Here is a 22679-nt window from a genome sequence, read left to right on the forward strand (position 1 = left end):
TTTCATATAAAAAACGTATGGAAAACCATACGTTTTTTACATTCTAAGCATTTTGTTTATGTTTAGTAGCCAAGGTTAACAATTCTTTCGCATGTTCGATCGTCGTATCAGTCAGCTCAGCACCTGAAATCATTCTGGAAATTTCATCGGCTTTATCATTCTCGGATAACTCGGTAACTACAGTTGACGTCCGATCGTTTGTTACATCTTTTTCAATTCTAATATGCGTATCAGCCATAGCTGCAACCTGTGGCAAATGTGATATGCACAAGACTTGCGAGTCACTTGAAATTCCTTGAATCTTCTCTGCAATAGCCTGGGCTACGCGACCGCTGACACCTGTATCAACTTCGTCAAAAATGACACTTGTTATCCCTTGATGGCGTGAAAAGATACGTTTTAAGGCAAGCATAATTCGAGACATTTCTCCGCCTGAAGCGACTTTGTGCAGGCTCTTCAGCGGCTCTCCGGGGTTCGTAGTAATCAAGAATGTAACGGTGTCAAAACCCCTGGAATGCAGACGGACATGCTTCCCTTCAAATTCAAGGTCGTCTGGACGTCCCTCTTTAATTTCTACATTCGTCTTAAATGAGGCTTTTTCCAAATAAAGATCCGTTAGCTCTTCATGAATCAGGTTGGCTAAATGTTTAGAGGCTTTTGTTCGAATATCATGAATATTCTTTGCCTCAAGAGCGGCATCTTTACCAAGTTCCGTAATCTGTTCTTCCAATTTACTGAGGTGGGAATCCTTATTTTTAATTTCATCAATCTCTTCTTCAATTTTCGAAGCATACTCCAGCATATCCTCTACGGTTTGGCCGTATTTCTTTTTTAATCGATTTAGTTCGCTTAACCTTGACTCAATATCATTTAAGCGTTCTGGATCAAATTCAAGTTCAGCCATCTGAGTACTTAACTGAAAAGTCAGTTCCTCCATAACATAATAACTGTTGGACATTTCCTCTGAAAGCTTCCGTATTTGATTGTCATAATCTGATGTATTCTCTAAAGAGGTCATCGCCAAACTCATCCAGTCCAGACCTCTTTGTTCACCATATAATGCGTTGTAAGCATCATGAATCCCCTGATATACCTTTTCATAATTCATGAGCTTTTTTCGTTCTTCTTCAAGTTCTTCGTCCTCAAACGGTCGTAAATCTGCCTCATGAAGCTCTCGCAGTTGAAACTCAAGCAAATCTAATCGCTGGGCCACTTCCTGTTCATTTTCACTAAGCTCATTGTATCTTTTTTTAACGGTTTGGTAATTTGAATATAACTGATGGTATTCCTCTAGAGAAGGCGTTAACTCGTCTATAATAAACATGTCAAGAAGGTCGATATGATGATCCGGGTTCATCAAGGATTGTGTTTCATGTTGACTGTGAATATCAATTAAGATTGAACCAAATTCCCTTAAAATTCCTAGTGTTACGAGCTTTCCATTTACCCGGCAAATACTTTTGCCTTGGCGAGTGATCACCCTTTGTAAAACAACCATGCCGTCTTCACCAATTTCAACCCCGAATTGCCTGCCTTTTTGATATACCGGATGAGTTGCTTCAACTGTAAATAACCCCTCAATTTCTGCTTTATCAGTCCCATGACGGACGAACTCAACAGATCCACGACCTCCTGACAGGAGCTGTATGGCATCTATAATAATGGACTTACCTGCGCCGGTCTCTCCTGTAAGTACTGTAAGTCCTTCCTTAAATGTGATGGATACTTGATTAATGATAGCAAAGTCCTTTATCGATAATTCAGTTAACATGTCGAATCACCTCAGCTATAACATATTTAACAATTGTTCACTGATGCTTTCGGTTTGTTCTTTACTCCTACAAATAATCAAACAAGTGTCATCGCCGCAGATGGTCCCCATAATTTCTTCCCAATCAAGATTGTCAATAAGAGCCCCTACTGCATTAGCATTTCCCGGCAATGTCTTTAAAATTATAAAATGACCCGCTTGATCAATACTAACGAAAGCATCCATCATGAGACGTTTTAATTTTTCTAAGGGATTGAAACGCTGGTCTGCAGGTAAGCTATATTTATATCGGCCATCGAGCATAGGAACTTTTACAAGATGTAATTCTTTGATATCTCTCGAGATTGTTGCTTGTGTGACATCATAGTCCATTGCCTTCAACCGGTTTACTAACTCATCCTGTGTCTCAATATCATCGTTCGTGATTAACTCGCGAATCTTAATATGCCGCTGTCCTTTATTCATATCCATCCCCCATAACAAAAGGGCTAAATAGTAGCCCTTGAATGTCATCTATATAACCCTATTTTCGATGCGCCTCGTGTGCTTCTGCCACCACACTATCCACTTCGACATCATCGGCTATATCTCCTGCTTCTCCGCCTGTCCAATAAAAATGAACGAGAAATTCGATATTTCCATCGCCTCCGGTAATCGGTGAAAACGTCAAGTTCTTTACCGAAAAACCCAGCTGCCTTGCGAAGTCAAGAATTCTTTGAATCACCAAATTGTGAATCGCAGCATCTCTTATAATCCCTTTTCTCCCGACTTGTTCCCGTCCTGCTTCAAACTGGGGTTTGATTAAGGCCACTACATCACTGTTTACATTCAGCAATTCGGTTAACACAGGCAGGATCAAACGCAGAGATATAAACGAAACGTCAATGGAAGCAAATTGTGGCATTCCTTCTGTCAAATCATCTGGCGTCACATACCGAAAGTTTGTTCGTTCCATAACAACTACTTGAGGATGATTTCTAAGCTTCCAGTCCAGCTGGTTGTAGCCAACATCGATGGCATAGCTAAGGCGAGCACCATTTTGTAAAGCACAATCAGTAAATCCGCCTGTCGATGAGCCAATATCGATCATCGTCTTCCCCTTTAGATCCAATGCAAACTTGTCAAGAGCTTTTTCAAGTTTCAACCCGCCCCTGCTTACATACGGAATAGCACTCCCTTTGACAGTAAGTTCGATCGTATCGTCCACTTTTTGTCCAGGCTTATCGAGACGATGATTTCTTTCGAAAACAAGACCAGCCATTATGGTACGTTTAGCCTTTTCCCTCGTCTCAATCAATCCCCGTTCAACTAATAATAAATCCAATCGCACTTTTCTTCCCATAATTTAAGCCCTCTGTTGTTTTTCCGGTATAATTTCTTTAATATTCTTGATCAGGTTGTCTTCTGTCAACCCGATTTCTTCCCATAATTCAGGGACGCTGCCGTGTTCGATAAATCGGTCAGGTACACCAAGTCGATTCATCCAGGAAAGATAGTTGTGCTCTTCTTTAAACTCCAGAACGCTAGAGCCAAACCCGCCTTGAAGCACCGCTTCTTCGACGGTTAATATAGGAAGCTTGTTCTTCATGATGTCATGAAGCATCGCCTCATCCATCGGTTTAATGAATCGAGCGTTAACGACACGTACGGAGAGTCCATCTTTACTAAGCCGTTCGCTTGCAGCCATAGCCATAGGAATGGTGGTACCGAATGTTAAAATAACAGCATCTGTACCGTCTTTTAGTACTTCCCAGCTGCCAATCGGTATCGTTTTCAGGTCATCACTCATCTCGATCCCTAATCCATTTCCTCGAGGATAGCGGATAGCAATCGGCCCATCATTATAGGCGACAGCTGTATGAACGAGATGCTGTCCTTCATCTTCGTCCTTTGGCATGGCAACCACCATGTTTGGAACGGAGCGGAGAAATGCCACATCAAACACTCCCTGATGGGTCTCCCCATCAGCACCAACCAATCCCGCTCGGTCCACTCCAAATATGACATTTAGATTTTGTCTTGCCACATCGTGAATCACCTGGTCATATCCTCGTTGTAAGAAGGTGGAATAAATAGCGAGGAACGGTTTCATTCCTTGAGTTGCCAATCCAGCTGATAAGGTGGTAGCATGCTGCTCGGCTATCCCCACATCGAACAAACGATCTGGAAATTCTTCACCAAATTTTTCGAGCTTAGATCCCAATACCATTGCTGGTGTAACCGCTACAACTCTTTTATCGATACGAGCCTCTTTCCTAAGCGTTTCGCTAATTACCTCACTCCACGCTGGAGGAGCATCAGCAGGTTTAATTTTCTCTCCAGATTCGATTTTATAAGGACCGACACCGTGCCATTTGTCCTTGTTATCTGTCTCGGCTGGGTGATAGCCTTTTCCCTTTTGAGTGATGACATGTACGATCACAGGACCGCTTGTCTTCTTAGCATAGTTTAAGTTCTCAAATAAATCATGATAATCATGACCATCTACAGGACCGTAATAAGTAAAGCCTAACTCTTCAAAAAACATTCCAGGCAGAACAAAATACTTCATACTGTCTTTCAGTCTTTCAGCGGCCTGCGCTAATCTTCCTCCGACAGCAGGAATCCGTTTAAGAATCCATTCTAAATCGTCCTTTGCACGGTTATATTTCCCGGCACTTCTCATGCGTCCTAATGCTCCATGTAAAGCACCAACATTTCGGGCAATTGACATTTCGTTATCATTTAAGATAACGGTTACATTCTTTTTCTCATCACCAATATGGTTAAGTGCTTCAAGAGCCATACCTCCGGTGAGAGCCCCATCGCCGATAATAGGTACGATAGAATGCGATTCATCCTTCAAATCGCGGGCAATCGCCATACCCATGGCTGCCGACAATGACGTTGAACTATGTCCAGTTTCCCATATATCGTGTTCACTTTCATTTCGTTTCGGAAAACCGCACAACCCTTTATATTTTCTCAATGTATCAAATTGGCCGGCACGTCCTGTTAAAATTTTATGAATATAAGACTGATGTCCGACATCAAATAGCATACGATCCTTCGGGCTTTCGAACACTTTGTGCAAAGCTAACGTAAGCTCTACAACACCTAGGTTTGCACCTAAATGCCCTCCTGTACCTGACAAATTTTCTATAAGAAACTTGCGCATATCTAATGAAAGTGCTTCTAATTGACCAATCGACATTTCCTTCAGAAATGAAGGTTCTTTAATCTTGTACAGATCCATTAAAGGACCCCCTTAGCGTGATTTTCTAGCGTGATTTGATGCGCTAGAAAGAATATTGATTTTTGTTTTATCTTCTACCCAAGCAATGAAGCGGGCAGTTGTAAAAATGACTTTAGTGGAAGAATGAATGGCAAAGTATTTTCCAAGAGCTTTGCCTCCGACCGTTAAGGCCGCCACCACACTTGTTACGAACACTGAAAAAACAAGCTGAAAGGTAGAGCCGTCGTCATGTCCCAGAACATTAACAATTTGAAGGACTACGACAGTCGAAGCAGTTCCACTCACTATACCAGATATATCCCCGATTACATCGTTACAGAAACTTGCAAAGCGATCAGCATTCCTAACGATGATAATCGCTTCCTTAGCTCCTCGAATCTTCTCTGAAGCCATGGAATGAAATGGGGTCTCCTGTGCCGCCGTCGCAGCTATTCCTAGCATATCAAAAATAACCCCTATAAATACAATAGCTAGTACAATTAATATCCCAGCTACCCATATAACACCACTTAAAGCAGATGTTGAAATAACTGAAAAAATAGCCGCTAACACAAATGTGATAACGGCAATACTCAAACTAAATTTCACTGATTTTTTAAATTGATTATCCATTTTCAACCTCATTATTTAAATACATTTCGTATGTAGGAAAGGAATGGTCATGAAAAAGGTAAAAATTACGGCTTAGGTCTAGTAGGTTTTCCCAATCAGATACCGAGTGTCACCACTCTGGCGGTTCCCCTTTAAATCCGACTCAGCCCCGTCTCCGGTGACTGGACTAGATTGCCACTGAGTCCGTACTATAATTCCCTTTTCATGTCCGTCCTAGAACAGCCTAGGGGATTTCCCCGACAGCCTTTGACCGTTCCTTAGCCTCTTTTGCAGTTCCGATTTCATATAGCGCAAGCTTTCATTCTTCAGTGGCCATCCGAAGATGTGATTGCCCCATGACTATAATCCCCTCGACCCCACTCAAGGCAGGCTACGCTGCTCATACAGTAAATTAAACCATATAAAGCAGGTTCATACCCCATTTCATAAGAATCTCCGGCGGGAGATACTCTTACAAAGATGGGCCTCCGCGGAAGAAGGGTCAACGCCCACATGCCTTTGTGGATCGCCCTGCCACCTTAACTCCCAGCACCGACCCAAGGCTGGGCGCCTCAAGCCGGCACAAGGAACTTCATCGATGTGCCCTTTGGCGGATTTTTAGGCCCGCCTTCAGGAACGGAGGACCGACTAGAATACTGCACCATCCCTTTTGTAATTTTAATAATACCATATTCCTTAACGTTGCTCAATGAATTTCCTTTGAACCCTTATCGATCCCTCGTACTTAAGAAATCAACTAGTTCAGCTAAAAAAGTATTATTCAATCCAGTTTGTTCTAAAGAGTGTAAGGCAACATCCATATACTCGTTCATCTCCCTGATCGCTCCTTCAATGCCCAACAATTGAGGATAGGTGCTTTTATCGTTTCCTTCGTCACTGCCAACCGGTTTACCTATAGCATCGGCATCTCCTAAAACATCTAAAATATCATCCTGAATTTGAAAAATAAGACCAAGGACGTTTGCCAAGTTCTCGATTTTCTGAAAGGTTTCAGAAGTAGTATGACTAAGATAAGCACCCGCGACAATGGCAAAGGAAAGCAACTGTCCTGTTTTATTCATGTGAATAGATTTTAATTCATCTATCGAAACCTGCTTTCCTTCACTTCGCATATCCAGCATTTGTCCATCCACCATTCCAGCCCCGCCACTTGCCCTGGAAAGCTCGCGGGTGAGAAACACTTTCTCATCACTGGTCAAATTGGAGTCTTCGGAAATCACTTGAAAGCTAAGTGTGAGGAGGGCATCCCCCGCAAGAATCGCCGTAGCTTCATCAAATGCTTTATGAATAGTTGGCTGACCCCTTCTCATGTCGTCATTATCCATTGCAGGAAGATCATCATGAATTAAAGAGTATGTATGAACCATCTCAAGGGCGCATGCCGCTGTGTATCCGCGAGTGTAATCAACCCCAAACGCCTCCATTGTAGAAAGAAGAAGTATTGGTCGAACACGTTTTCCTCCAGCCTCAATGGAATGAATAATAGCATCCCGTACTCGGCCAGGGTTAATGTGCCGGTTGACGTATCCAAACAATTTTTCATTAATTACTTGTTGATAATCCTTCAAATGTTCTTGAAATGGCTCCACTTATTCCTCCTCCTGCACTTCATATGGTTCAAATTCTCCGTGTTCATTTAAAATTTGCTGCATTTGATCTTCCACAAGATTAAGCTTCCCATTACAAAGCTTTGAAAGCTTCATGCCTTCCTGATAATACTGGATCGCTTGCTCCAGAGGAACATCACCTTCCTCAAGCTTTTCAACAAGTTTTTCCAGTTGTTCCATGGCCTGCTCAAAAGTGAGTTCTTTTTCTTGATTTGTCATGACTGCTCCTCCTCAATATCATTTACTATACAATGCAGGCTGCCGTTGTGAAGCTTTACCGTCAATGAATGGCCGGGCTCTGTTTGATGAACACTTTTTAGTACCTTTCCTTTGTCTGTATAAGGAATGGCGTAACCTCTCTTCATAATGTCTAAAGGATTTAATAGTCCCAACTTTTCTAAGACAGCATGAAATTGATCTTTTTTTGCACGGATCTGCCTGTTAATGCTTATCGTTAATTGCTTTGTTTGTTTATCCAAGAGTTTACGATTCATTTGAAATTCCTCTTGAGGATGCTGTTGAAATAAACGCTTTTCCAGGTACGATAAACGCTCGATTTTCTGATTATAAAGGTCATTTACATTTTTGGACAGCTGTTCTAATTGTCGGTCTAGTTCCTGCTCTTTTTGCTTTAAGAGCTGTTCCGGATATTTAAAAGCATAAGATTTTTTTAACCTTATCAGCCGTTCTCCAGCCTCTGATCGTTTAAGAGTCACAGCACGGGTAAGACGTTGGGTGGTCAATCTGAGCTGTTCTTTCAGTTCTTTCAAAGAAGGCACAGCAATTTCAGCTGCCCCGGTTGGTGTTGCTGCTCTGGTATCGGCCACAAAATCGCTGATTGTAGTATCAGTTTCATGTCCGACAGCTGAAATGACGGGGATTTGAGAGTGATGAATAGCACGGGCAACTACTTCTTCATTAAAACACCACAAATCCTCAATGGAGCCGCCCCCTCGCCCTACTATAAGCACATCACAATTCAAATGTGCATTCGCATAGTGTATAGCTTTCTCTACAGAAGCAGCTGCTGAATCTCCCTGGACGAGAACAGGAAGGATAGAAACCTTCACAATTGGATAACGCCGCTTAATGGTGGTTAAGATGTCACGGACTGCTGCTCCTGTAGGCGAAGTGATCACACCTATATGTTCTGGATATCCAGGAAGTACTTTTTTGTTAGCTGCTTCAAAAAGGCCTTCTTTTTGGAGCTTTTCTTTTAGTTGCTCATAGGCCAAATACAATGCTCCGATTCCATCAGGCTGCATCTCTTGTATGTACAGTTGATACTGTCCCATTGGTTCATAAACGTTCACCTCACCACGAATGAGAACATTCATACCATTTTCCGGCATGAATTTGAGCCTGCGATTATTTCCTGCAAACATTACGGCCTGAATACGTGATTGTTTGTCTTTAATCGATAAGTACATATGCCCGCGGGTGTGCTGCTTAAAGTTAGAGATTTCACCTCTGAGCCACACCTCTTTGAGATGAGGGTCGGAGGATATTTTTCTTTTTATATACTTAGTTAGTGCCGTTACCGTTAAATAGCGATCCTTCACAAGTAAATCTCCCCTATTTTTGATCTATCCACTTCGCGGCTTTAATCGTATTGTGCAATAACATAGTAATAGTCATGGGACCAACGCCCTTAGGCACAGGGGTTATATAAGAAGCCTTCTCTTTTGCTGATTCAAAGTCGACATCTCCTGTTAACTTTCCATCCACACGATTCACACCGACATCGATCACAACTGTACCTTCTGATATATCTTCCCCTGTAATTAAACCGGCCTTACCGGCAGCTACAATAAGGATATCGGCACGCTTGGTATGCTCTCTTAGATTTTTGGTTCGTGAATGACAGTGGGTAACAGTTGCATGTTCATTTAACAGCAACTGGCCAACTGGCTTTCCGACCAGGTTGCTGCGCCCTATGATCACCACATGTTTACCCTCAATTGAAACCTTAGCACGCTTCAACATAACAAGGATTCCAAACGGTGTACACGGATAAAACGTTTCCTTACCTGTCAACATCCGACCAGCATTTATCGGGTGAAATCCATCAACATCCTTACTAGGATCTATCGCTTCAATCACATTTTGTTCATCAATTTGCTGCGGTAAAGGCAATTGCACCAAAATACCGTGCACTGTTTCATCCTCATTTAACCGATTGATAATGTGTAATAGTTCTTCTTCTGATGTTTCTTCGGATAATTCAATCAGATCAGAATCCATGCCAATTTTTTCTGATGCACGCTGCTTTCCTTTTACATAGGACTTGGAAGCTGGATCTTCTCCGACTATCACCACAACTAATTTTGGATGAACGCCTTCTTTCGATAATTCAGCTATTTCTTCTTTCATTTCCAGCCGTAATTCTTCTGCTAATTGCTTTCCATAAATAACTTCAGCTGACACCTCATCGTCCTCCTCTGAATGAACTACATCATTTTTGATAATACACCATTAATAAATTTACCAGATTGATCTTCACCAAATACTTTGGCTAACTCAACAGCCTCGTTGATGGCCACTTGAGCCGGGACATCTTCACTAAATTTTATCTCATAGGCCGCCATACGAAGTAGTGTTTTCTCAACACGAGCTAACCGTGAAAAGGTCCAATTCTCTAAGTTACTTTCAATCCACTGATCGATTTCGTTTCTGTTTGTAACAACACCGTGGACCAACTGGTCTACAAAAGCATCATGAACTTGCTCGTCCATGACGTGTTCAATCGCTTCTTCAGTGTTTATTTCACTTGAATCTATTTGAAAAAGAGCTTGGAATGCCTTTTCCCTGGCTGTACGTCTTTTCATATTCATTCTCCTTTAATGTCATTTCCGTTAGAATAATAACATTTTACCACCTGAAAAGCCATACAATGCGAAAAGACCAGCAGGGGAACCCCGTAACTGGTCTTTTTAATTACACTTCTTCAGTTTCAGGTTCTTCTTCTTTACCTTCCATCTGAATCCCCACGATATGAACGTTCATTTCCTTAATCTCAAGGGCCGTCATATTTTTCAGTGCCTGACTTGTATTATCTTGAATCTTTTTCGCTGTATCGGGAATAGAAATCCCAAAATCCATTACGACATAAGCATCAATTGAGATGCCATCCTCCGCAAGTTCTACTTTCACACCTTTTCCATGGTTCTTTTTCCCAAGGCGTTCCACTACTCCTGAGGCAAAGTTTCCACGCATAGAAGCAACGCCTGCTACTTCAGACACTGCAATTCCAGCTATCACTTCAATGACCTCCGGCGCAATCTCTACATTACCAAGTGTGGACCCTTCCGTAACATTAAGTAATTGTTTCTCACTCACTCGTGACCACTCCCTTCTTTGCTATCCTCCATTACAGTATAGTTTTCCAGGAATTTTGTGTTAAAATCACCGCCGACAAATACCTCATGTTCCATCATTCGACTATGGAATGGGATGGTCGTATGGACCCCTTCAATGACAAACTCATCTAAAGCTCTTCTCATTTTCTGAACAGCTTCCTTTCGATCACGGCCATAGGTAATTAATTTTGCCACCATGGAGTCATAGTATGGCGGAATCATATATCCTGGATAAACCGCCGAATCTACACGAACACCAAAGCCGCCTGGTGCTAGATACATGTCAATTCTTCCTGCAGATGGCATGAAATTTTTATAGGGATCTTCCGCATTGATGCGGCATTCAATGGCGCATCCTTCAAACGTGATTTCTTCCTGTGTAAAGGAAAGTTTCTCATTGTTTGCAACCATTAGTTGTTCTTTAATTAAATCAATTCCCGTAACCATCTCAGTGACAGGATGCTCAACCTGAATACGAGTATTCATTTCCATAAAGTAGAATTTATTTTCTTTCTGATCAAAAATAAATTCTACTGTACCCGCTCCGGAGTAATCAACAGCTAAAGCAGCTTTAACCGCCGCATCACCCATTGTTTGGCGAATTTCCGGAGTGACAGCAGGGGAGGGTGTTTCTTCAATCAACTTCTGCAAACGACGTTGAATTGAGCAATCACGTTCCCCTAGGTGAACAGCATTGCCATGATTGTCAGCAAGAACTTGAATTTCAACGTGCCGGAAATCTTCGATAAATTTCTCAAGATAAACACCTGGATTACCAAAAGCTGTTTCCGCCTCTTGTTGGGTAACATTAATCCCTTTTACGAGGTCTTCCTCCGTTCTGGCTACACGAATTCCTTTACCGCCACCGCCAGCAGTTGCCTTTATGATGACTGGATAACCAATTTCATTGGCTACCTGCTTGCCCTCTTCAACGTCAGCGATAATTCCTTCTGAACCTGGGACAATAGGTACGCCTGCTTCCCTCATTGTTTTCCTGGCGACATCTTTCGTTCCCATCTTCTGAATTGCATAGGACGACGGCCCGATGAATGTAATATTGCATTCATCACAAAGCTCTGCAAATTCAGCATTTTCAGCTAAGAATCCATAACCAGGATGAATAGCATCGGATTCAGTTAATGTTGCTACACTCATAATGTTCGTATAGTTTAAATAACTGTCCTTACTTAAAGTCGGCCCAACACAATAGGCCTCATCTGCAATTTGAACGTGTAATGCTTCTTTATCTGCTTCCGAGTAGACAGCTACTGTCTCAATATCCATCTCCTTGCAAGCCCGGATAATACGGACGGCAATTTCTCCCCGGTTGGCAATCAGTACTTTTTTTATCATCATTTAACCCCCGTATTATGCAGTTTTCACGCGAAACAACGGCTGGCCATATTCCACAAGCTCACCGTCATTAACAAGGATTTCTACAATTTCTCCTGAAACTTCCGCTTCAATTTCATTAAATAGTTTCATGGCTTCTACTATACATACAACAGATTCCTGTTTCACTTGATCTCCCACTTGTACAAATGCATCTTGATCTGGAGAAGGTGATTGGTAGAACGTACCTACCATAGGTGAAATGACTTCCTTATCATAATTGGAAGTTTCCTCAGGCTTGGTCTCTTGTTCTTTCTTTTCCACAGCAGATTCACTAAGCTGCGGCTGCTCCTCTTGTACGGGCTGTGGCTGCTGTGGCACTGCTGCTTGTTTTGCTTCAGTTGGAATTTCTGTAATTACTTGTTCACCATTTTTTTTCATCGATACTTTTGTTCCATCGGACTCATAACAAAATTCATCAATATGAGATTCATCAATTAGTTTAATTAGTTCTCGAATTTCTTGCACCTTTAACATAATTACGGCACTCCCTTATGTAGAATACTTGATCACTGAAATTATTCATTCCTTTTAATATTTTACGATACATATTGAGGACCTGCAACTAGTAGGAAGACGATAAGACACACAAAAGGGTCAACCCTTGTACTGCATCAAGGGTTGACCCTGGTCTGAAAAAAGCTATTTCGATGGTTGGAATTTGACATCTACAGGTACTTCCCCGAATTCATCGTAGACCATTTGCATAATTTCTCGTGCTTGTGAATCTGATAGTTCATTCGCTCTTACCGTCACGTGTACGCTATTATCTTCCGCCCGAACGAGTACATCTTCATAAGGTACGCTGGCACTAATCGTTTTTTCAAGAATATTTTCTTTCGTTCTCTTATCCTGCAAGTTGTCTAAATTCGCTGTAGCTTCAGCTTTTTCTTCGATAGTAGCCGTAGATGATGCCATAACTGCCGACCACTGTTCTTCCATCTTATCACGTTTATTTTGCATTTCTAGACGGATGGATGCAAACAACTCATCTGCAGGCATTTGAGAAACCACTGTTTCCTCCCCAGTTCCATCTCCGTTCATATTTCCTGTAGCTTGCTCTAGTTCTGCATCCTGGATGAAGGCCATTTCTCCACTATCCGGTGATGTCATGTAGTACACACTCAAAACAATTAGAAGGCTTAACATCGTCAACAACCAAACCGTCTGTTTTTTTACCAAAATAATCCCTCCCTATGATTTAGGCAAAACGGAAACTCTATGACTAGGCACATCTAACACTCGTGACACAGCTTCAACCACCCAACCCTTTACTTTCATTTGATCTACGCCTTTGGCAGTTACAAAAACACCTCTTACATCGGGTTTCTTTGTTTTAATGAGCAGCGGTACTTCCCGCTCACCCTGTCGAACCAGGACTAACTGCTGTTCCTTAGAATAATCCTCAATTTCTCTTTCTCCCCCATTCGTATCAGTCTCCTTCGTGGTTTGTTTTGAGATGATTAAATTTTTATCAAATACTTTTTCTTTAGTAGCAGCCAGATTAATCATGAGCTCTACATCACTTACCCCTTTTATATTTTCAAGAAGGGGAGTTAGTTGTTTTTCATACTCCACTTCCAGCTGACTAATCGAAACGGCTGAATTTGCCTCTTTCTTGCTCGGTGATTCCTGAACTGTCTTTTGCTGAGACGGTGCTTCATTAGTTGGCGTTTGAAACCAGTTGCTAATGATAATGAAAAAAACTCCAATTAAACCAACGATAATAAAGTATTTAGGTTTTTTTATTTTTTGGCCGTCACCTGAAGACAGAGGTTTAAACAGCTTATTCCACCATTTACTCATTGTTTTCCTCCCAGCGGATTTCGATTTGATCATTTTGCAGTCCCAATAAACCGGCTGCCATATCCTGAACCTCCTGTTCCTGGTTACGGTCAATCGTCTTAGCATCCTCGGTTAGTGAGATGGTCACCTCTTCTACAGCTCCCTCACCTGGTGTAGAGGCTACGTATAAGATCAGCTTGTCCAACGACTCCAGCTTATGGGGTTTTTCTGAAAAGGCCATGTCCACTTTTTCTAGCGAAAGATCGAATTTTTTCTGAAGTGGCTGTTCCATTTTATTCGAAATGGTTTCTGTGACTTGTTGTAATGTATATGCATCTTGTCCCTGCATTATTTCACTTTTCTTTGACTCGATTTTCTCAGCTAATTGTTCTGTAGATGAGCGGCTCTCTAATTGATATTCCACCGATTGAACTAAAGTTTGCGGATCAATTTGAAGTACTTTTAGTAAAGGGTTCAATAATATGAGCACTAACAGGATGGACATGACTAATCGAGCATATTTCCTCATTGATCCTGACGGAAGAAGAGCATCCGCAACCATAGCTAATAGTAAAAATAATACAATTTGAGTAATCCATTGAGTAAAGGCTGCCATTAGTTATCACCCTCATCGAACCATCATAGTAATATTGCTGGCAGCAACCATAATCACAATAACGAGAAAAAACATCATTGAGACCATCAGTAATGCTGCAAAAATGTACATAATATGGCGGCTCACGATTGCCATTGCCGTAATAACAGGACCGTCTCCTAACGGCTGTAAAAGGGCTGCAGCCAATTTATAAATCAAAGCTATTGCAAACACCTTCAAAGCCGGGAAGATGGCTATTCCTAATAAAATAATGACCCCCGCCAGCCCTAATGTATTTTTCAACAACAGCGATGCGCCGAGAATCGTATCTGTAGCATCTGTAAATAAACGCCCGACCACAGGAACAAAGTTTCCAGTGATGAATCGTGCTGTTTTCATTGTTACTCCATCTTGAACAGCCGTTACTGTTCCCTGAACAGAAATGACGCCAAGAAAAATCGTTAAATATACACCCATAATCGCCATACCTGTTTTCCTCAATAACTCAGCAAGCTGGTCCACTTTGTACGTATCATTCAATGTTCCAACTATTAATAACAGAGCTGATGATGCAAAGAGTGGGATGAGAAGAACTTTCACTAACAGGCCACTGGATTGAACGAGAACAACGATAATAGGATGAAAAAATGAGAATGACATGAGATGACTAAACGATGCCATAATTCCTAAAAGCAGAGGGAGCAAACCAATCATAAAACTGCTCATCTGGTTAATCGCGCCGATCGTGTAATCAATGACTTGTCCAAAGCTTTCTAATGCAAGCGCAATAAGGGCAAGGTAGATCACCATGTAAGCGATTCGACTGACAACAGTATTTTCGAAAGAAGATTGCATAGCTTGGAGCAGCGTGCTGAACAACGTAAGAAACAACAAGGACGCTAACAATTTTCCATTGGCCATTAATTCATGAAAAAGGAAGGATAAAATACCAGCCACCCATCCTTTTGGGGCACTGCCTCCCTCTTCTTCCATAACATTCCGAAAATCTTTTATTGAAATATCTGGTAAATAATCTCCATACTTCTGGTTGAGCTGTTGCAAACTCTGTTCGAGTTCATTAGTGGAAACATGTTCCATTAAGGAAGGCACAGCATCTTGTGGTGTTGAAGTTGAAGCTGAAACTGAGTCCGGAAAACAAATCGACCCGATCAGTAAACAACTTATAAATAATAAACGTATCATTTATACCACTCAATTCTCATCCTGCCGCTCCAGGAATAAAGTCCAAAATCGTTTCAATAACAGCTGTAATTATGGGGATGGCAAGCATTAGAATAAATAACTTCCCAACCAGTTCGACTTTAGAAGCGAGAGCATTCAATCCTGCATCCCTGATCAACTGTGCTCCGAACTCTGTGATATAAGCAATTCCGATAATCTTGAGAATGGTCTTAAAATAAACGGACTCTACTTTTGCTTGATCTGCCATGTATTGAAGTAAGGAAAAAATGTATTTGATTTGATCGAGAACAGTTGTAAAGATAATGATCACCGTTATCAACAGAAGCAAAAATGCAATTGAAGTCTTTTGTTCTTTTAATAACACGATCAATAATGTCGCTACTAACCCAAGTGAAACGATTTGTAAAATCCCCATATTCTCTACCCCTGATATAAAAAGACAGATTTTATTTGTTGAAACAATTCAGCAAGTCGATGGAGAACAATGAAAAGAACGATGATAAAACCTGTTAACGTGACGACTTGAGCAATTTCCTCTTTGCCCATTTGCTTTAAAATACTGTGAATCATTGCTACGATAATACCGACTCCGGCAATTTGAAACAGGATGGATGCATCTTGAAGCACAATGTCCCTTCCTCCTTATCATATGAGTAATATAATCACGAACAGCCCACTTAAGACCCCCATCCCCCGAGCGAGTTTCTGATGCTTACCTGAAGATTCAATGGCATCATTTAGTTGCAAATCAAGGTGATGAAGTGTTAACTTAATTTGTTTTTGCTGCTGCTGAAGATCATGCTGCCCTAAGGTACTTCCGAATTGGGCCAATATATCTAAATCAGTGTTAGTCATTGCGTTTTTAAACCAATGCTTTTTAAGGCTCTCTTGCCACAACGCTGCAAAATCCGTACATGTTTCGCTTTCCAGCAACAGATCCGAATAAAACTCGCACAAAGGCTCCGGCAATTGCCTTGAAATATTATCACAGACCTCCCATAAGGAAGATTGTCCATAAACCATTTCTGCCTCTATCATTTGCAGTGCGCTCTTCCATTGTCTGATTTGTCCAGGCCTTTTCTTAAACCTCGCCGCTATATCAAACCCTACCCAGGTACTAACGGTTAATACGAGTAAGGCGCCGATCCACGCCATGATTATCTCTCCCTCCATAGGAAGTGATTACTGCTCCTTTTTCATTAAGAATACGGAGAGAACCCAGTTTATTAGGTGAAAGCCTTTCAAGAACAATGTACCTATCAAATGCTTGTTCACTTATTAAACTACTGGCAGCATGTCTCTTCTGCACAGATTCAAGATTGTTGCCGTGAATACTGCAGATGACTTGAACGCCTGTATAAACAGCTTCACGAACAGCTTCAGCATCTCTCTCACCGCCCAATTCATCGACCAATATAACTTCAGGAGACATGGAACGAATCATCATCATCATGCCTTCTGCCTTCGGACAAGCATCCATTACATCAGTTCTGACTCCAACATCCAGTTGTGGAATACCCTGATGACAAGCTGCCAGTTCTGAACGCTCATCTATTAATGCCACCTTTGAAGCCTTTTTCAAGCTGGAATCTGAACCAATACATTTCGAAAGCTCCCGCAGCAACGTGGTCTTCCCTGAATGTGGCGGTCCAATAATCAATGTGTTTTGCCATCTTCCTCGGACAAGCAGATGAGGAAGAATTTTTTCTGCTAAGCTTACGGTGGAGCGGGCGATGCGTATATTCATGAAAGAAATATATTTTAATGTCTCGATATCACGATTTATTGTATTGGCTTTTCCCGCTAATCCAACTCGATGTCCACCTTCTATGGTGATAAATCCTTCCTTTATCTCATCTTTCAATCGATAAAGGGAAAATTGACTGATTTGATTTAATACAAAGGATAAATCTTCAGATGATAAGTGAATGTCAGTCAGTGTTCGAACACCTCTTGAATCTAGCACCTCCAATCGTTGATGAACCCGCAAACGAATTTCTTGAACACTTATCCATTCAACTTCTTTTAATAGGAGAGGGTGATAGTGCTCCGGAAACAATCTAATGATCTCTTTCATTCAACCCAAAACTCCTTTTATTGATTTACCTTATACCTATGTACGAGTACGGGAGTTATGACAGTCCGCAGGTGATTTTATACTGAAAATCTAGTAGAAAAATTAACTTCTGCTAACCCTCTATTAATTTTTAAGAAGAAACATACGGGTAAGCGTCGAGGATGAGGTTTGAATTAAAAGGAGTTGGGAACATCAGAGGTTCTACAAAAAAGAAGTAAGAGGAAGTTCGATTAAGATCGGCACGTCCTGTGCCAACACCGAACTACCCCACGTCATGTGGGGCAAAAAAAAGAGCCAGCCTTATAACAGGCTGACTCCGCTGATTCACTTTATATACTAAGCTCTAGATACATATTTGCCGTCATTTGTACTAATTACTAATGTTTCTCCTTCATTTATGAAAAAGGGAACTTGTACAATAAGACCCGTTTCAAGAGTGGCAGGTTTTGTTCCGCCGCTTGCTGTGTCTCCCTTAATTCCAGGTTCAGTTTCTGCTACTTCTAATTCCACGTTATTTGGAAGCTCAACCCCGATGGTTTCTCCCTGGTACGATTGAATCTGTACTTCCATGTTTGCTTTTAAATAGTTAAGCTGTTGCGAAATTTGAGCAGTTGGTAATTCAACTTGTTCGAAAGTTTCCGTATCCATAAATGCATGCATATCTCCTGACTCATATAAATATTGCATTTTACGGTTCTCAATATGTGCTCGCTCAACTTTTTCACCGCCGCGAAATGTTTTTTCTTGAATATTACCATTCCTTAGATTACGAAGTTTCGAGCGTACGAAAGCGGCTCCTTTACCAGGTTTCACATGTTGAAAATCCATCACTTGCCATATGTTACCATCCACTTCAATTGTTAACCCAGTACGAAAATCATTTACAGAAATCATTGATATCCTCCTTTATACTTTCTTGCCGTTTTATAGAATGATTAATTCTTTCGGTGCATGACTTAAACGTTCATTTCCCGTATTTGTAACGAGGGTGTCATCTTCGATCCTGCATCCACCAACATTCGGTACATAAATCCCCGGTTCAACAGTTACGACCATACCTGCTTCTAGCACTTGCTCCGTCCTAAACGATAACCCCGGCCCTTCGTGTACATCAAGACCAATTCCATGACCTGTGGAATGACCAAAGTATTCTCCATAGCCTTTGTCCGTAATATAATCACGCGTAAGTGCATCGGCTTCTTTGCCTGTAATACCAGCTTTAATGCCTTCCATTCCTTTAATCTGTGCTTGGAGAACAGTATCATAAATCTCCTTCAACTCATCACTAATTTCTCCTACAGCTACAGTTCGTGTAATATCGGAGCAGTAACCTTTATAGAGCGCTCCAAAATCCAAGGTAACGAGTTCACCTGATTGAATTTCTTTTTGTGAAGCTACACCGTGCGGAAGTGCTGACCGTTTACCTGAAGCCACAATAATATCAAAACTAGACGAAGCAGCCCCTTGCTTTCTCATGAAAAACTCTAACTCATTCGACACATCTATTTCTTTTGTGCCAGGTTTTATATAAGATAAAATATGTTCAAAGGCGTCATCAGCAATTTTTACAGCTTCTTTTATGATCGTAAGTTCTTCGTCTGTCTTGATCAACCGCAATTTCTCAATAAGTCCAGAGGTTGGGACTAATTCCGCCTTCAAATGGTTACGGTAAACATCAAATTGTTTGTATGTAACGTGATCTTGTTCAAACCCAAGCTTTTTTATCTGCAGGTTCTCTACCTGTGTACTAATCTCCTCAGCCATAGGTCCTTTATGTTCTATAATTTCAAATCCCTCTGCCTGTTCAGCAGCTTGTTCAGTATATCTAAAATCAGTGATGAAGACAGCAGCCTGTGCTGTAATTAAGACCGCACCAGAGGATCCTGTAAAGTTTGTGAGATACCGACGGTTCTGACTACTTGTGATTAGCAATCCATCTAACCGCTGATCTTCCATTGCCTGACGCAATTTCCCCAGTTTATTCATTATTCATTTCTCCCTTCCAATGTCATCTTCTCGTACTAACCCGCACAGCAGGCAGCAGTACTAAATTGCAAGCATCATAGACATGCTGCCTGTGTGTGAGCAGAGCAGACTATTTACAACATTTTTCTGCCTAATTTTCTATGTTGTATCCACTACTGCACTTCCACTTTTCTAATTTTACCATACTCTTAGAATATCATCATTCTGTTGGCTGTTTAGCCGTCTGTGTCGGCTGATTATATTCATGATATTCATATGATATGGAATACCCTATAAACACCCCATATAAAACAAACAAGCAGACAGCTGTTACGAGAGAATCGATCGTAAGTTGTGTAAAATCAGGGACGGCCTGAAAGACAGGGTTCAATAAATAAAATAGAACCCCAAATAGAACGACCCCGAAAATAAATCCTGGCCATATTCCATCTTTCCTTTTTAACACGACATAATAAGCAAGAGCCATAAATATAGATAAAACGGCAACGATCCCAATCGCTAAAATTTCAGCTAATAATGTACTCGTCCAATCTGTTTGCCAAAAGGAACGAAAAATGAATGTGGCAGCTGATACCTGGGAAAAATTAAAATAGTACGACAGTCCGCCAAGTCCCCCCCATAATATTCCTGCTACAAACCCAATAAGCAAAGTTTTAGATAATACGCTGTGCGGCGGTTCCTGTGTACTTTGTTCTATATGTTCCTGGTTTTGTTTAGGTTCTTTTGAATTCCCATCCATTTATATCACCTCAGCATTTATTTTCTCCATTAAGTCATAATTCATGCTAAGAGTTTATCTTTTAATGGTAGTGAATCTCATGTGTTTGCGGTAAAATAAAAGATAGAGCCTTACTTCCAGAGGATGTAAAAGTTTTTTGAATAATATCAGCTGGAAGGGACAGAATCTAAAATAGTGAGACTTGTATATGATGAATCCAATATCTAAGAAACTTAGATTAACAAAAAGATGTTAAAAAAGATATTTAATCATGATAAGAACTTAGGAATTAGGGGTATATACTATAGTAAAAGGAATTATTTATACCGAAGGAGGGAGCTGTAAAGATGTTAAGAAACTGGGGTGCACTGGTCATGTATACAATGATTTCACTCGCCATTTTTTACGTTGGATTCCAATTGGTAAATAACCCATCGTCCTTTCTATCATCAATTATTATGACGATTGGAATAGCTGTACTAGTTTTCGGTGCTATTTACTTCTTGTTTCTTCGTAACCGGGTCGGAGCTGTCGGCGGTAAAAGCAGTAACGAAATGAAGAAATACAAGCAGGCTGTTAAACAATCGAAACAAAAATATAAATCGTCCCAGCCTACTAAACCTAATAAATCAAAGCTAGACACTAAACTTTCAGTAAATTCCAGAAAAAAGAAGCCAAAACGAAAAAATGCCCCAAACTTACGTGTTATCGAGGGTAATAAAAGCAAAGGGAAAAATCGAGCCACCTTTTAAAGCGGCTCGATTTTTTATTTTTTCCAACGATCAAGAAATTGTTTTGCCTTCTCTTGTCCGATACTCATTAACTTTTCTTTTTGTTCAGCATTCATGGCAAAATCTGTCGTTTCCACTCCTTTTACCGGGATAAAAATGACATCACGACTGGTTGACTCTGAAATATATCTGGCATCATGTGCTTTTTTCATTGTACGGAATAGGGCATGAAACATTTGGATAGAGTTTTTTATTTTCTGTTCAGGGAGCTGGTCAGGGGGATCACTTAATTGCATACCTAAAATTGGACGTCTCCGCTTACCCTGTTCATTTTCAAATAACCATATGGGAAAGTTACTCAGCACTCCCCCATCCACTAATAGTGATTTCCCTTTCTTTCCGTGCAGCTTGACTGGCATGAAAAAGTAAGGCAAACCAGCACTAATCCTAGCTGCTTTAGCCACAGAAAATGTATCGGGATCAATTCCATATACCCTGTGCAGATCGTCTGGTATCACAACCATTTTACCTAAAGTCAAATCTGAGCAAATCACTTTCAGGCTTCCACGTGGCAAGTCAGCAAACGTACGGACTCCTTTTTGTTCAAGCCACTTCTCAAGCAAATTCTCAAGTCGATTTCCTTTAAATAATCCCATACGGAAGTAAAGCAATAACCATTTGTAAAACGGGAGGAACCTTTCCGGAAACGGTGTATCAATTAAATTTTCTAAAGACAGTTCAAACAGTATCTTCTTCAGATCTTTAGCTTGATAACCAGAAGCGATTAAACAGGCCACAATCGCTCCGGCCGAAGTTCCGGCAACTCTTTGGAAACGATATCCATTCTCATCTAACACTTCAAGTGCTCCTATGAAAGCTAATGCTTTCACCCCACCGCCTGAGAATACACCATCTATATTTATAAGATCACCCCGCTTATTACATATATAAACGGAAACTGTTTGGATAGAACAATTTTAAGAACTAAAGCGTAACAAAAAAGACGCACGTTTATGCGTCTGATTTTCCCTCATTATTTTGTTCTTCATTTTTCTGCTGAACTCCTCGTAGTTCTTCGACACGGGAGTTATTTTCTTCAAAATATTGAACTAAATCTCCAATACGATCTATGGAATCCCAGCTTAAATGATGTTCGATTCCTTCCACATCATCATAAATTTTATCCTGAGTCACACCGATGATCTCGAGAAACTGTTCTAGAAGTTCATGACGGTAGACTAGCCTTTTTCCTACTTTCTTTCCTTTAGGGGTTAAGATAAGCCCGCGGTACTTTTCGTAATTTAAGTATTGATCACGATCTAATTTCTGAACCATTTTAGTCACTGATGAAGGATGCACTTGAAGGTTCTCAGCAATGTCAGATACACGTGCATACCCTTTATCTTCAATTAAGATATAAATTTGTTCGATATAATCCTCCATGCTTGGTGTTGGCATGTTAAACCCCCAATATTGCTGATGTTTATGTAATTTGCTTCATGAAAAGGATACACTAGTTTGTTCGTTGTGACAAGCGACTCCCCCTTTATAAACAAACAGACGACCAGTTTATACTGATCGCCTTTCTTGCTTTGCCTTTTAGTTTTT

General features: G+C 40.9%; 27 protein-coding genes. 1 reads left to right on the forward strand and 26 read right to left on the reverse strand.

Annotation, left to right across the window (positions count from 1 at the left end; all coding sequences use genetic code 11):
* Positions 1–43: 43 nt before the first annotated feature.
* The 24 genes from recN to G6R08_RS01330 all read right to left on the reverse strand — a co-directional run bounded on the left by recN (position 44) and on the right by G6R08_RS01330 (position 20361).
* Positions 44–1771: a DNA repair protein RecN gene (recN, locus tag G6R08_RS01215; protein ID WP_163526324.1), complete on the reverse strand. Its 1728-nt coding sequence runs from the start codon at positions 1769–1771 to the stop codon at positions 44–46.
* A gap of 15 nt (positions 1772–1786) precedes the next feature.
* A complete protein-coding gene (gene ahrC, locus G6R08_RS01220) occupies positions 1787–2236 on the reverse strand; it encodes a transcriptional regulator AhrC/ArgR (RefSeq protein ID WP_079530233.1) in 450 nt (149 codons plus the stop codon).
* Positions 2237–2294: 58 nt separating this feature from the next.
* Positions 2295–3116, reverse strand: coding sequence for a TlyA family RNA methyltransferase (locus G6R08_RS01225; protein ID WP_163531047.1), 822 nt, complete (start codon positions 3114–3116; stop codon positions 2295–2297).
* A complete protein-coding gene (gene dxs / locus G6R08_RS01230; protein WP_163526325.1) occupies positions 3117–5006 on the reverse strand; it encodes a 1-deoxy-D-xylulose-5-phosphate synthase in 1890 nt (629 codons plus the stop codon). It abuts the gene before it with no gap.
* Positions 5007–5018: 12 nt separating this feature from the next.
* Positions 5019–5618 carry a DUF2207 domain-containing protein gene (locus G6R08_RS01235; protein WP_163526326.1) on the reverse strand — a complete coding sequence of 200 codons (600 nt, stop codon included), beginning with the start codon at positions 5616–5618 and terminating at the stop codon, positions 5019–5021.
* 707 nt (positions 5619–6325) lie between these two features.
* Positions 6326–7207, reverse strand: coding sequence for a polyprenyl synthetase family protein (locus tag G6R08_RS01240; RefSeq protein WP_163526327.1), 882 nt, complete (start codon positions 7205–7207; stop codon positions 6326–6328).
* Positions 7208–7444: an exodeoxyribonuclease VII small subunit gene (locus G6R08_RS01245; protein WP_163526328.1), complete on the reverse strand. Its 237-nt coding sequence runs from the start codon at positions 7442–7444 to the stop codon at positions 7208–7210.
* Entirely contained in the window at positions 7441–8787 is a 1347-nt protein-coding gene (xseA, locus tag G6R08_RS01250) for an exodeoxyribonuclease VII large subunit (RefSeq protein ID WP_163526329.1), read from the reverse strand. The genes G6R08_RS01245 and xseA overlap by 4 nt, the downstream gene beginning before the upstream one ends.
* Positions 8788–8800: 13 nt before the next feature.
* Positions 8801–9652, reverse strand: coding sequence for a bifunctional methylenetetrahydrofolate dehydrogenase/methenyltetrahydrofolate cyclohydrolase FolD (folD, locus tag G6R08_RS01255; RefSeq protein WP_163526330.1), 852 nt, complete (start codon positions 9650–9652; stop codon positions 8801–8803).
* A gap of 23 nt (positions 9653–9675) precedes the next feature.
* Positions 9676–10053: a transcription antitermination factor NusB gene (nusB, locus tag G6R08_RS01260; protein ID WP_163526331.1), complete on the reverse strand. Its 378-nt coding sequence runs from the start codon at positions 10051–10053 to the stop codon at positions 9676–9678.
* A 109-nt stretch (positions 10054–10162) separates the two neighbouring features.
* The gene (locus G6R08_RS01265; protein ID WP_163526332.1) at positions 10163–10564 is read right to left on the reverse strand and encodes an Asp23/Gls24 family envelope stress response protein; all 402 of its coding nucleotides are present in this window, start codon (positions 10562–10564) and stop codon (positions 10163–10165) included.
* Positions 10561–11937, reverse strand: a complete 1377-nt coding sequence (gene accC / locus G6R08_RS01270; protein WP_163531049.1) for an acetyl-CoA carboxylase biotin carboxylase subunit — start codon at positions 11935–11937, stop codon at positions 10561–10563. Before accC ends, G6R08_RS01265 begins: the two co-directional genes overlap by 4 nt.
* Before the next feature lie 15 nt (positions 11938–11952).
* Positions 11953–12453: an acetyl-CoA carboxylase biotin carboxyl carrier protein gene (gene accB, locus G6R08_RS01275; RefSeq protein WP_163526333.1), complete on the reverse strand. Its 501-nt coding sequence runs from the start codon at positions 12451–12453 to the stop codon at positions 11953–11955.
* Between the two features lie 165 nt (positions 12454–12618).
* Complete coding sequence (locus G6R08_RS01280) at positions 12619–13158, reverse strand: SpoIIIAH-like family protein (RefSeq protein WP_163526334.1); 540 nt, start codon at positions 13156–13158, stop codon at positions 12619–12621.
* A 12-nt stretch (positions 13159–13170) separates the two neighbouring features.
* Positions 13171–13782 carry a stage III sporulation protein AG gene (spoIIIAG, locus tag G6R08_RS01285; protein WP_163526335.1) on the reverse strand — a complete coding sequence of 204 codons (612 nt, stop codon included), beginning with the start codon at positions 13780–13782 and terminating at the stop codon, positions 13171–13173.
* A complete protein-coding gene (gene spoIIIAF / locus G6R08_RS01290) occupies positions 13775–14377 on the reverse strand; it encodes a stage III sporulation protein AF (protein WP_163526336.1) in 603 nt (200 codons plus the stop codon). The genes spoIIIAG and spoIIIAF overlap by 8 nt, the downstream gene beginning before the upstream one ends.
* Before the next feature lie 12 nt (positions 14378–14389).
* A complete protein-coding gene (spoIIIAE, locus tag G6R08_RS01295) occupies positions 14390–15559 on the reverse strand; it encodes a stage III sporulation protein AE (RefSeq protein ID WP_163526337.1) in 1170 nt (389 codons plus the stop codon).
* A gap of 16 nt (positions 15560–15575) precedes the next feature.
* Positions 15576–15974, reverse strand: coding sequence for a stage III sporulation protein AD (gene spoIIIAD, locus G6R08_RS01300; protein WP_079530248.1), 399 nt, complete (start codon positions 15972–15974; stop codon positions 15576–15578).
* 5 nt (positions 15975–15979) lie between these two features.
* The gene (spoIIIAC, locus tag G6R08_RS01305; protein WP_079530249.1) at positions 15980–16186 is read right to left on the reverse strand and encodes a stage III sporulation protein AC; all 207 of its coding nucleotides are present in this window, start codon (positions 16184–16186) and stop codon (positions 15980–15982) included.
* 18 nt (positions 16187–16204) lie between these two features.
* Positions 16205–16714 (reverse strand): stage III sporulation protein SpoIIIAB, encoded by a 510-nt coding sequence (spoIIIAB, locus tag G6R08_RS01310; protein ID WP_163526338.1) that lies wholly within the window; start codon positions 16712–16714, stop codon positions 16205–16207.
* A complete protein-coding gene (spoIIIAA, locus tag G6R08_RS01315) occupies positions 16677–17636 on the reverse strand; it encodes a stage III sporulation protein AA (RefSeq protein ID WP_163526339.1) in 960 nt (319 codons plus the stop codon). The genes spoIIIAB and spoIIIAA overlap by 38 nt, the downstream gene beginning before the upstream one ends.
* A gap of 336 nt (positions 17637–17972) precedes the next feature.
* The gene (efp, locus tag G6R08_RS01320) at positions 17973–18530 is read right to left on the reverse strand and encodes an elongation factor P (protein WP_163526340.1); all 558 of its coding nucleotides are present in this window, start codon (positions 18528–18530) and stop codon (positions 17973–17975) included.
* Positions 18531–18560: 30 nt separating this feature from the next.
* Positions 18561–19622, reverse strand: a complete 1062-nt coding sequence (locus G6R08_RS01325) for a M24 family metallopeptidase (protein WP_163526341.1) — start codon at positions 19620–19622, stop codon at positions 18561–18563.
* A gap of 199 nt (positions 19623–19821) precedes the next feature.
* Positions 19822–20361: a YqhR family membrane protein gene (locus G6R08_RS01330; protein WP_163526342.1), complete on the reverse strand. Its 540-nt coding sequence runs from the start codon at positions 20359–20361 to the stop codon at positions 19822–19824.
* Between the two features lie 326 nt (positions 20362–20687).
* Here G6R08_RS01330 and G6R08_RS01335 point away from each other — a divergent pair, with 326 nt between their 5' ends.
* Positions 20688–21092 (forward strand): SA1362 family protein, encoded by a 405-nt coding sequence (locus G6R08_RS01335; RefSeq protein WP_163526343.1) that lies wholly within the window; start codon positions 20688–20690, stop codon positions 21090–21092.
* Between the two features lie 14 nt (positions 21093–21106).
* Here the strand turns inward: G6R08_RS01335 and G6R08_RS01340 are convergent, their stop codons facing one another.
* Both G6R08_RS01340 and mntR read right to left on the reverse strand, forming a co-directional pair.
* On the reverse strand, positions 21107–22039 hold the full coding sequence (locus G6R08_RS01340) for a patatin-like phospholipase family protein (protein WP_338035451.1): 933 nt from the start codon (positions 22037–22039) through the stop codon (positions 21107–21109).
* A gap of 43 nt (positions 22040–22082) precedes the next feature.
* A complete protein-coding gene (mntR, locus tag G6R08_RS01345; protein WP_163526344.1) occupies positions 22083–22529 on the reverse strand; it encodes a transcriptional regulator MntR in 447 nt (148 codons plus the stop codon).
* Positions 22530–22679: the final 150 nt, after the last annotated feature.

The sequence above is a fragment of the Halobacillus ihumii genome, assembly GCF_902726645.1.
GTDB lineage: Bacteria > Bacillota > Bacilli > Bacillales > Halobacillaceae > Halobacillus_A > Halobacillus_A ihumii.

Coding starts and splice junctions, on each gene's coding strand:
- ahrC (WP_079530233.1), bottom strand. CDS start 2,236: ATGAATAAAGGACAGCGGCATATTAAGATTCGCGAGTTAATCACGAAC.
- spoIIIAB (WP_163526338.1), bottom strand. CDS start 16,714: ATGGCGTGGATCGGCGCCTTACTCGTATTAACCGTTAGTACCTGGGTA.
- G6R08_RS01335 (WP_163526343.1), top strand. CDS start 20,688: ATGTTAAGAAACTGGGGTGCACTGGTCATGTATACAATGATTTCACTC.
- nusB (WP_163526331.1), bottom strand. CDS start 10,053: ATGAAAAGACGTACAGCCAGGGAAAAGGCATTCCAAGCTCTTTTTCAA.
- dxs (WP_163526325.1), bottom strand. CDS start 5,006: ATGGATCTGTACAAGATTAAAGAACCTTCATTTCTGAAGGAAATGTCG.
- efp (WP_163526340.1), bottom strand. CDS start 18,530: ATGATTTCTGTAAATGATTTTCGTACTGGGTTAACAATTGAAGTGGAT.
- spoIIIAA (WP_163526339.1), bottom strand. CDS start 17,636: ATGAAAGAGATCATTAGATTGTTTCCGGAGCACTATCACCCTCTCCTA.
- G6R08_RS01235 (WP_163526326.1), bottom strand. CDS start 5,618: ATGGATAATCAATTTAAAAAATCAGTGAAATTTAGTTTGAGTATTGCC.
- recN (WP_163526324.1), bottom strand. CDS start 1,771: ATGTTAACTGAATTATCGATAAAGGACTTTGCTATCATTAATCAAGTA.
- G6R08_RS01245 (WP_163526328.1), bottom strand. CDS start 7,444: ATGACAAATCAAGAAAAAGAACTCACTTTTGAGCAGGCCATGGAACAA.
- spoIIIAG (WP_163526335.1), bottom strand. CDS start 13,782: ATGAGTAAATGGTGGAATAAGCTGTTTAAACCTCTGTCTTCAGGTGAC.
- G6R08_RS01330 (WP_163526342.1), bottom strand. CDS start 20,361: ATGGATGGGAATTCAAAAGAACCTAAACAAAACCAGGAACATATAGAA.
- G6R08_RS01325 (WP_163526341.1), bottom strand. CDS start 19,622: ATGAATAAACTGGGGAAATTGCGTCAGGCAATGGAAGATCAGCGGTTA.
- spoIIIAD (WP_079530248.1), bottom strand. CDS start 15,974: ATGGGGATTTTACAAATCGTTTCACTTGGGTTAGTAGCGACATTATTG.
- accC (WP_163531049.1), bottom strand. CDS start 11,937: ATGATAAAAAAAGTACTGATTGCCAACCGGGGAGAAATTGCCGTCCGT.
- mntR (WP_163526344.1), bottom strand. CDS start 22,529: ATGCCAACACCAAGCATGGAGGATTATATCGAACAAATTTATATCTTA.
- accB (WP_163526333.1), bottom strand. CDS start 12,453: ATGTTAAAGGTGCAAGAAATTCGAGAACTAATTAAACTAATTGATGAA.
- spoIIIAF (WP_163526336.1), bottom strand. CDS start 14,377: ATGGCAGCCTTTACTCAATGGATTACTCAAATTGTATTATTTTTACTA.
- spoIIIAE (WP_163526337.1), bottom strand. CDS start 15,559: ATGATACGTTTATTATTTATAAGTTGTTTACTGATCGGGTCGATTTGT.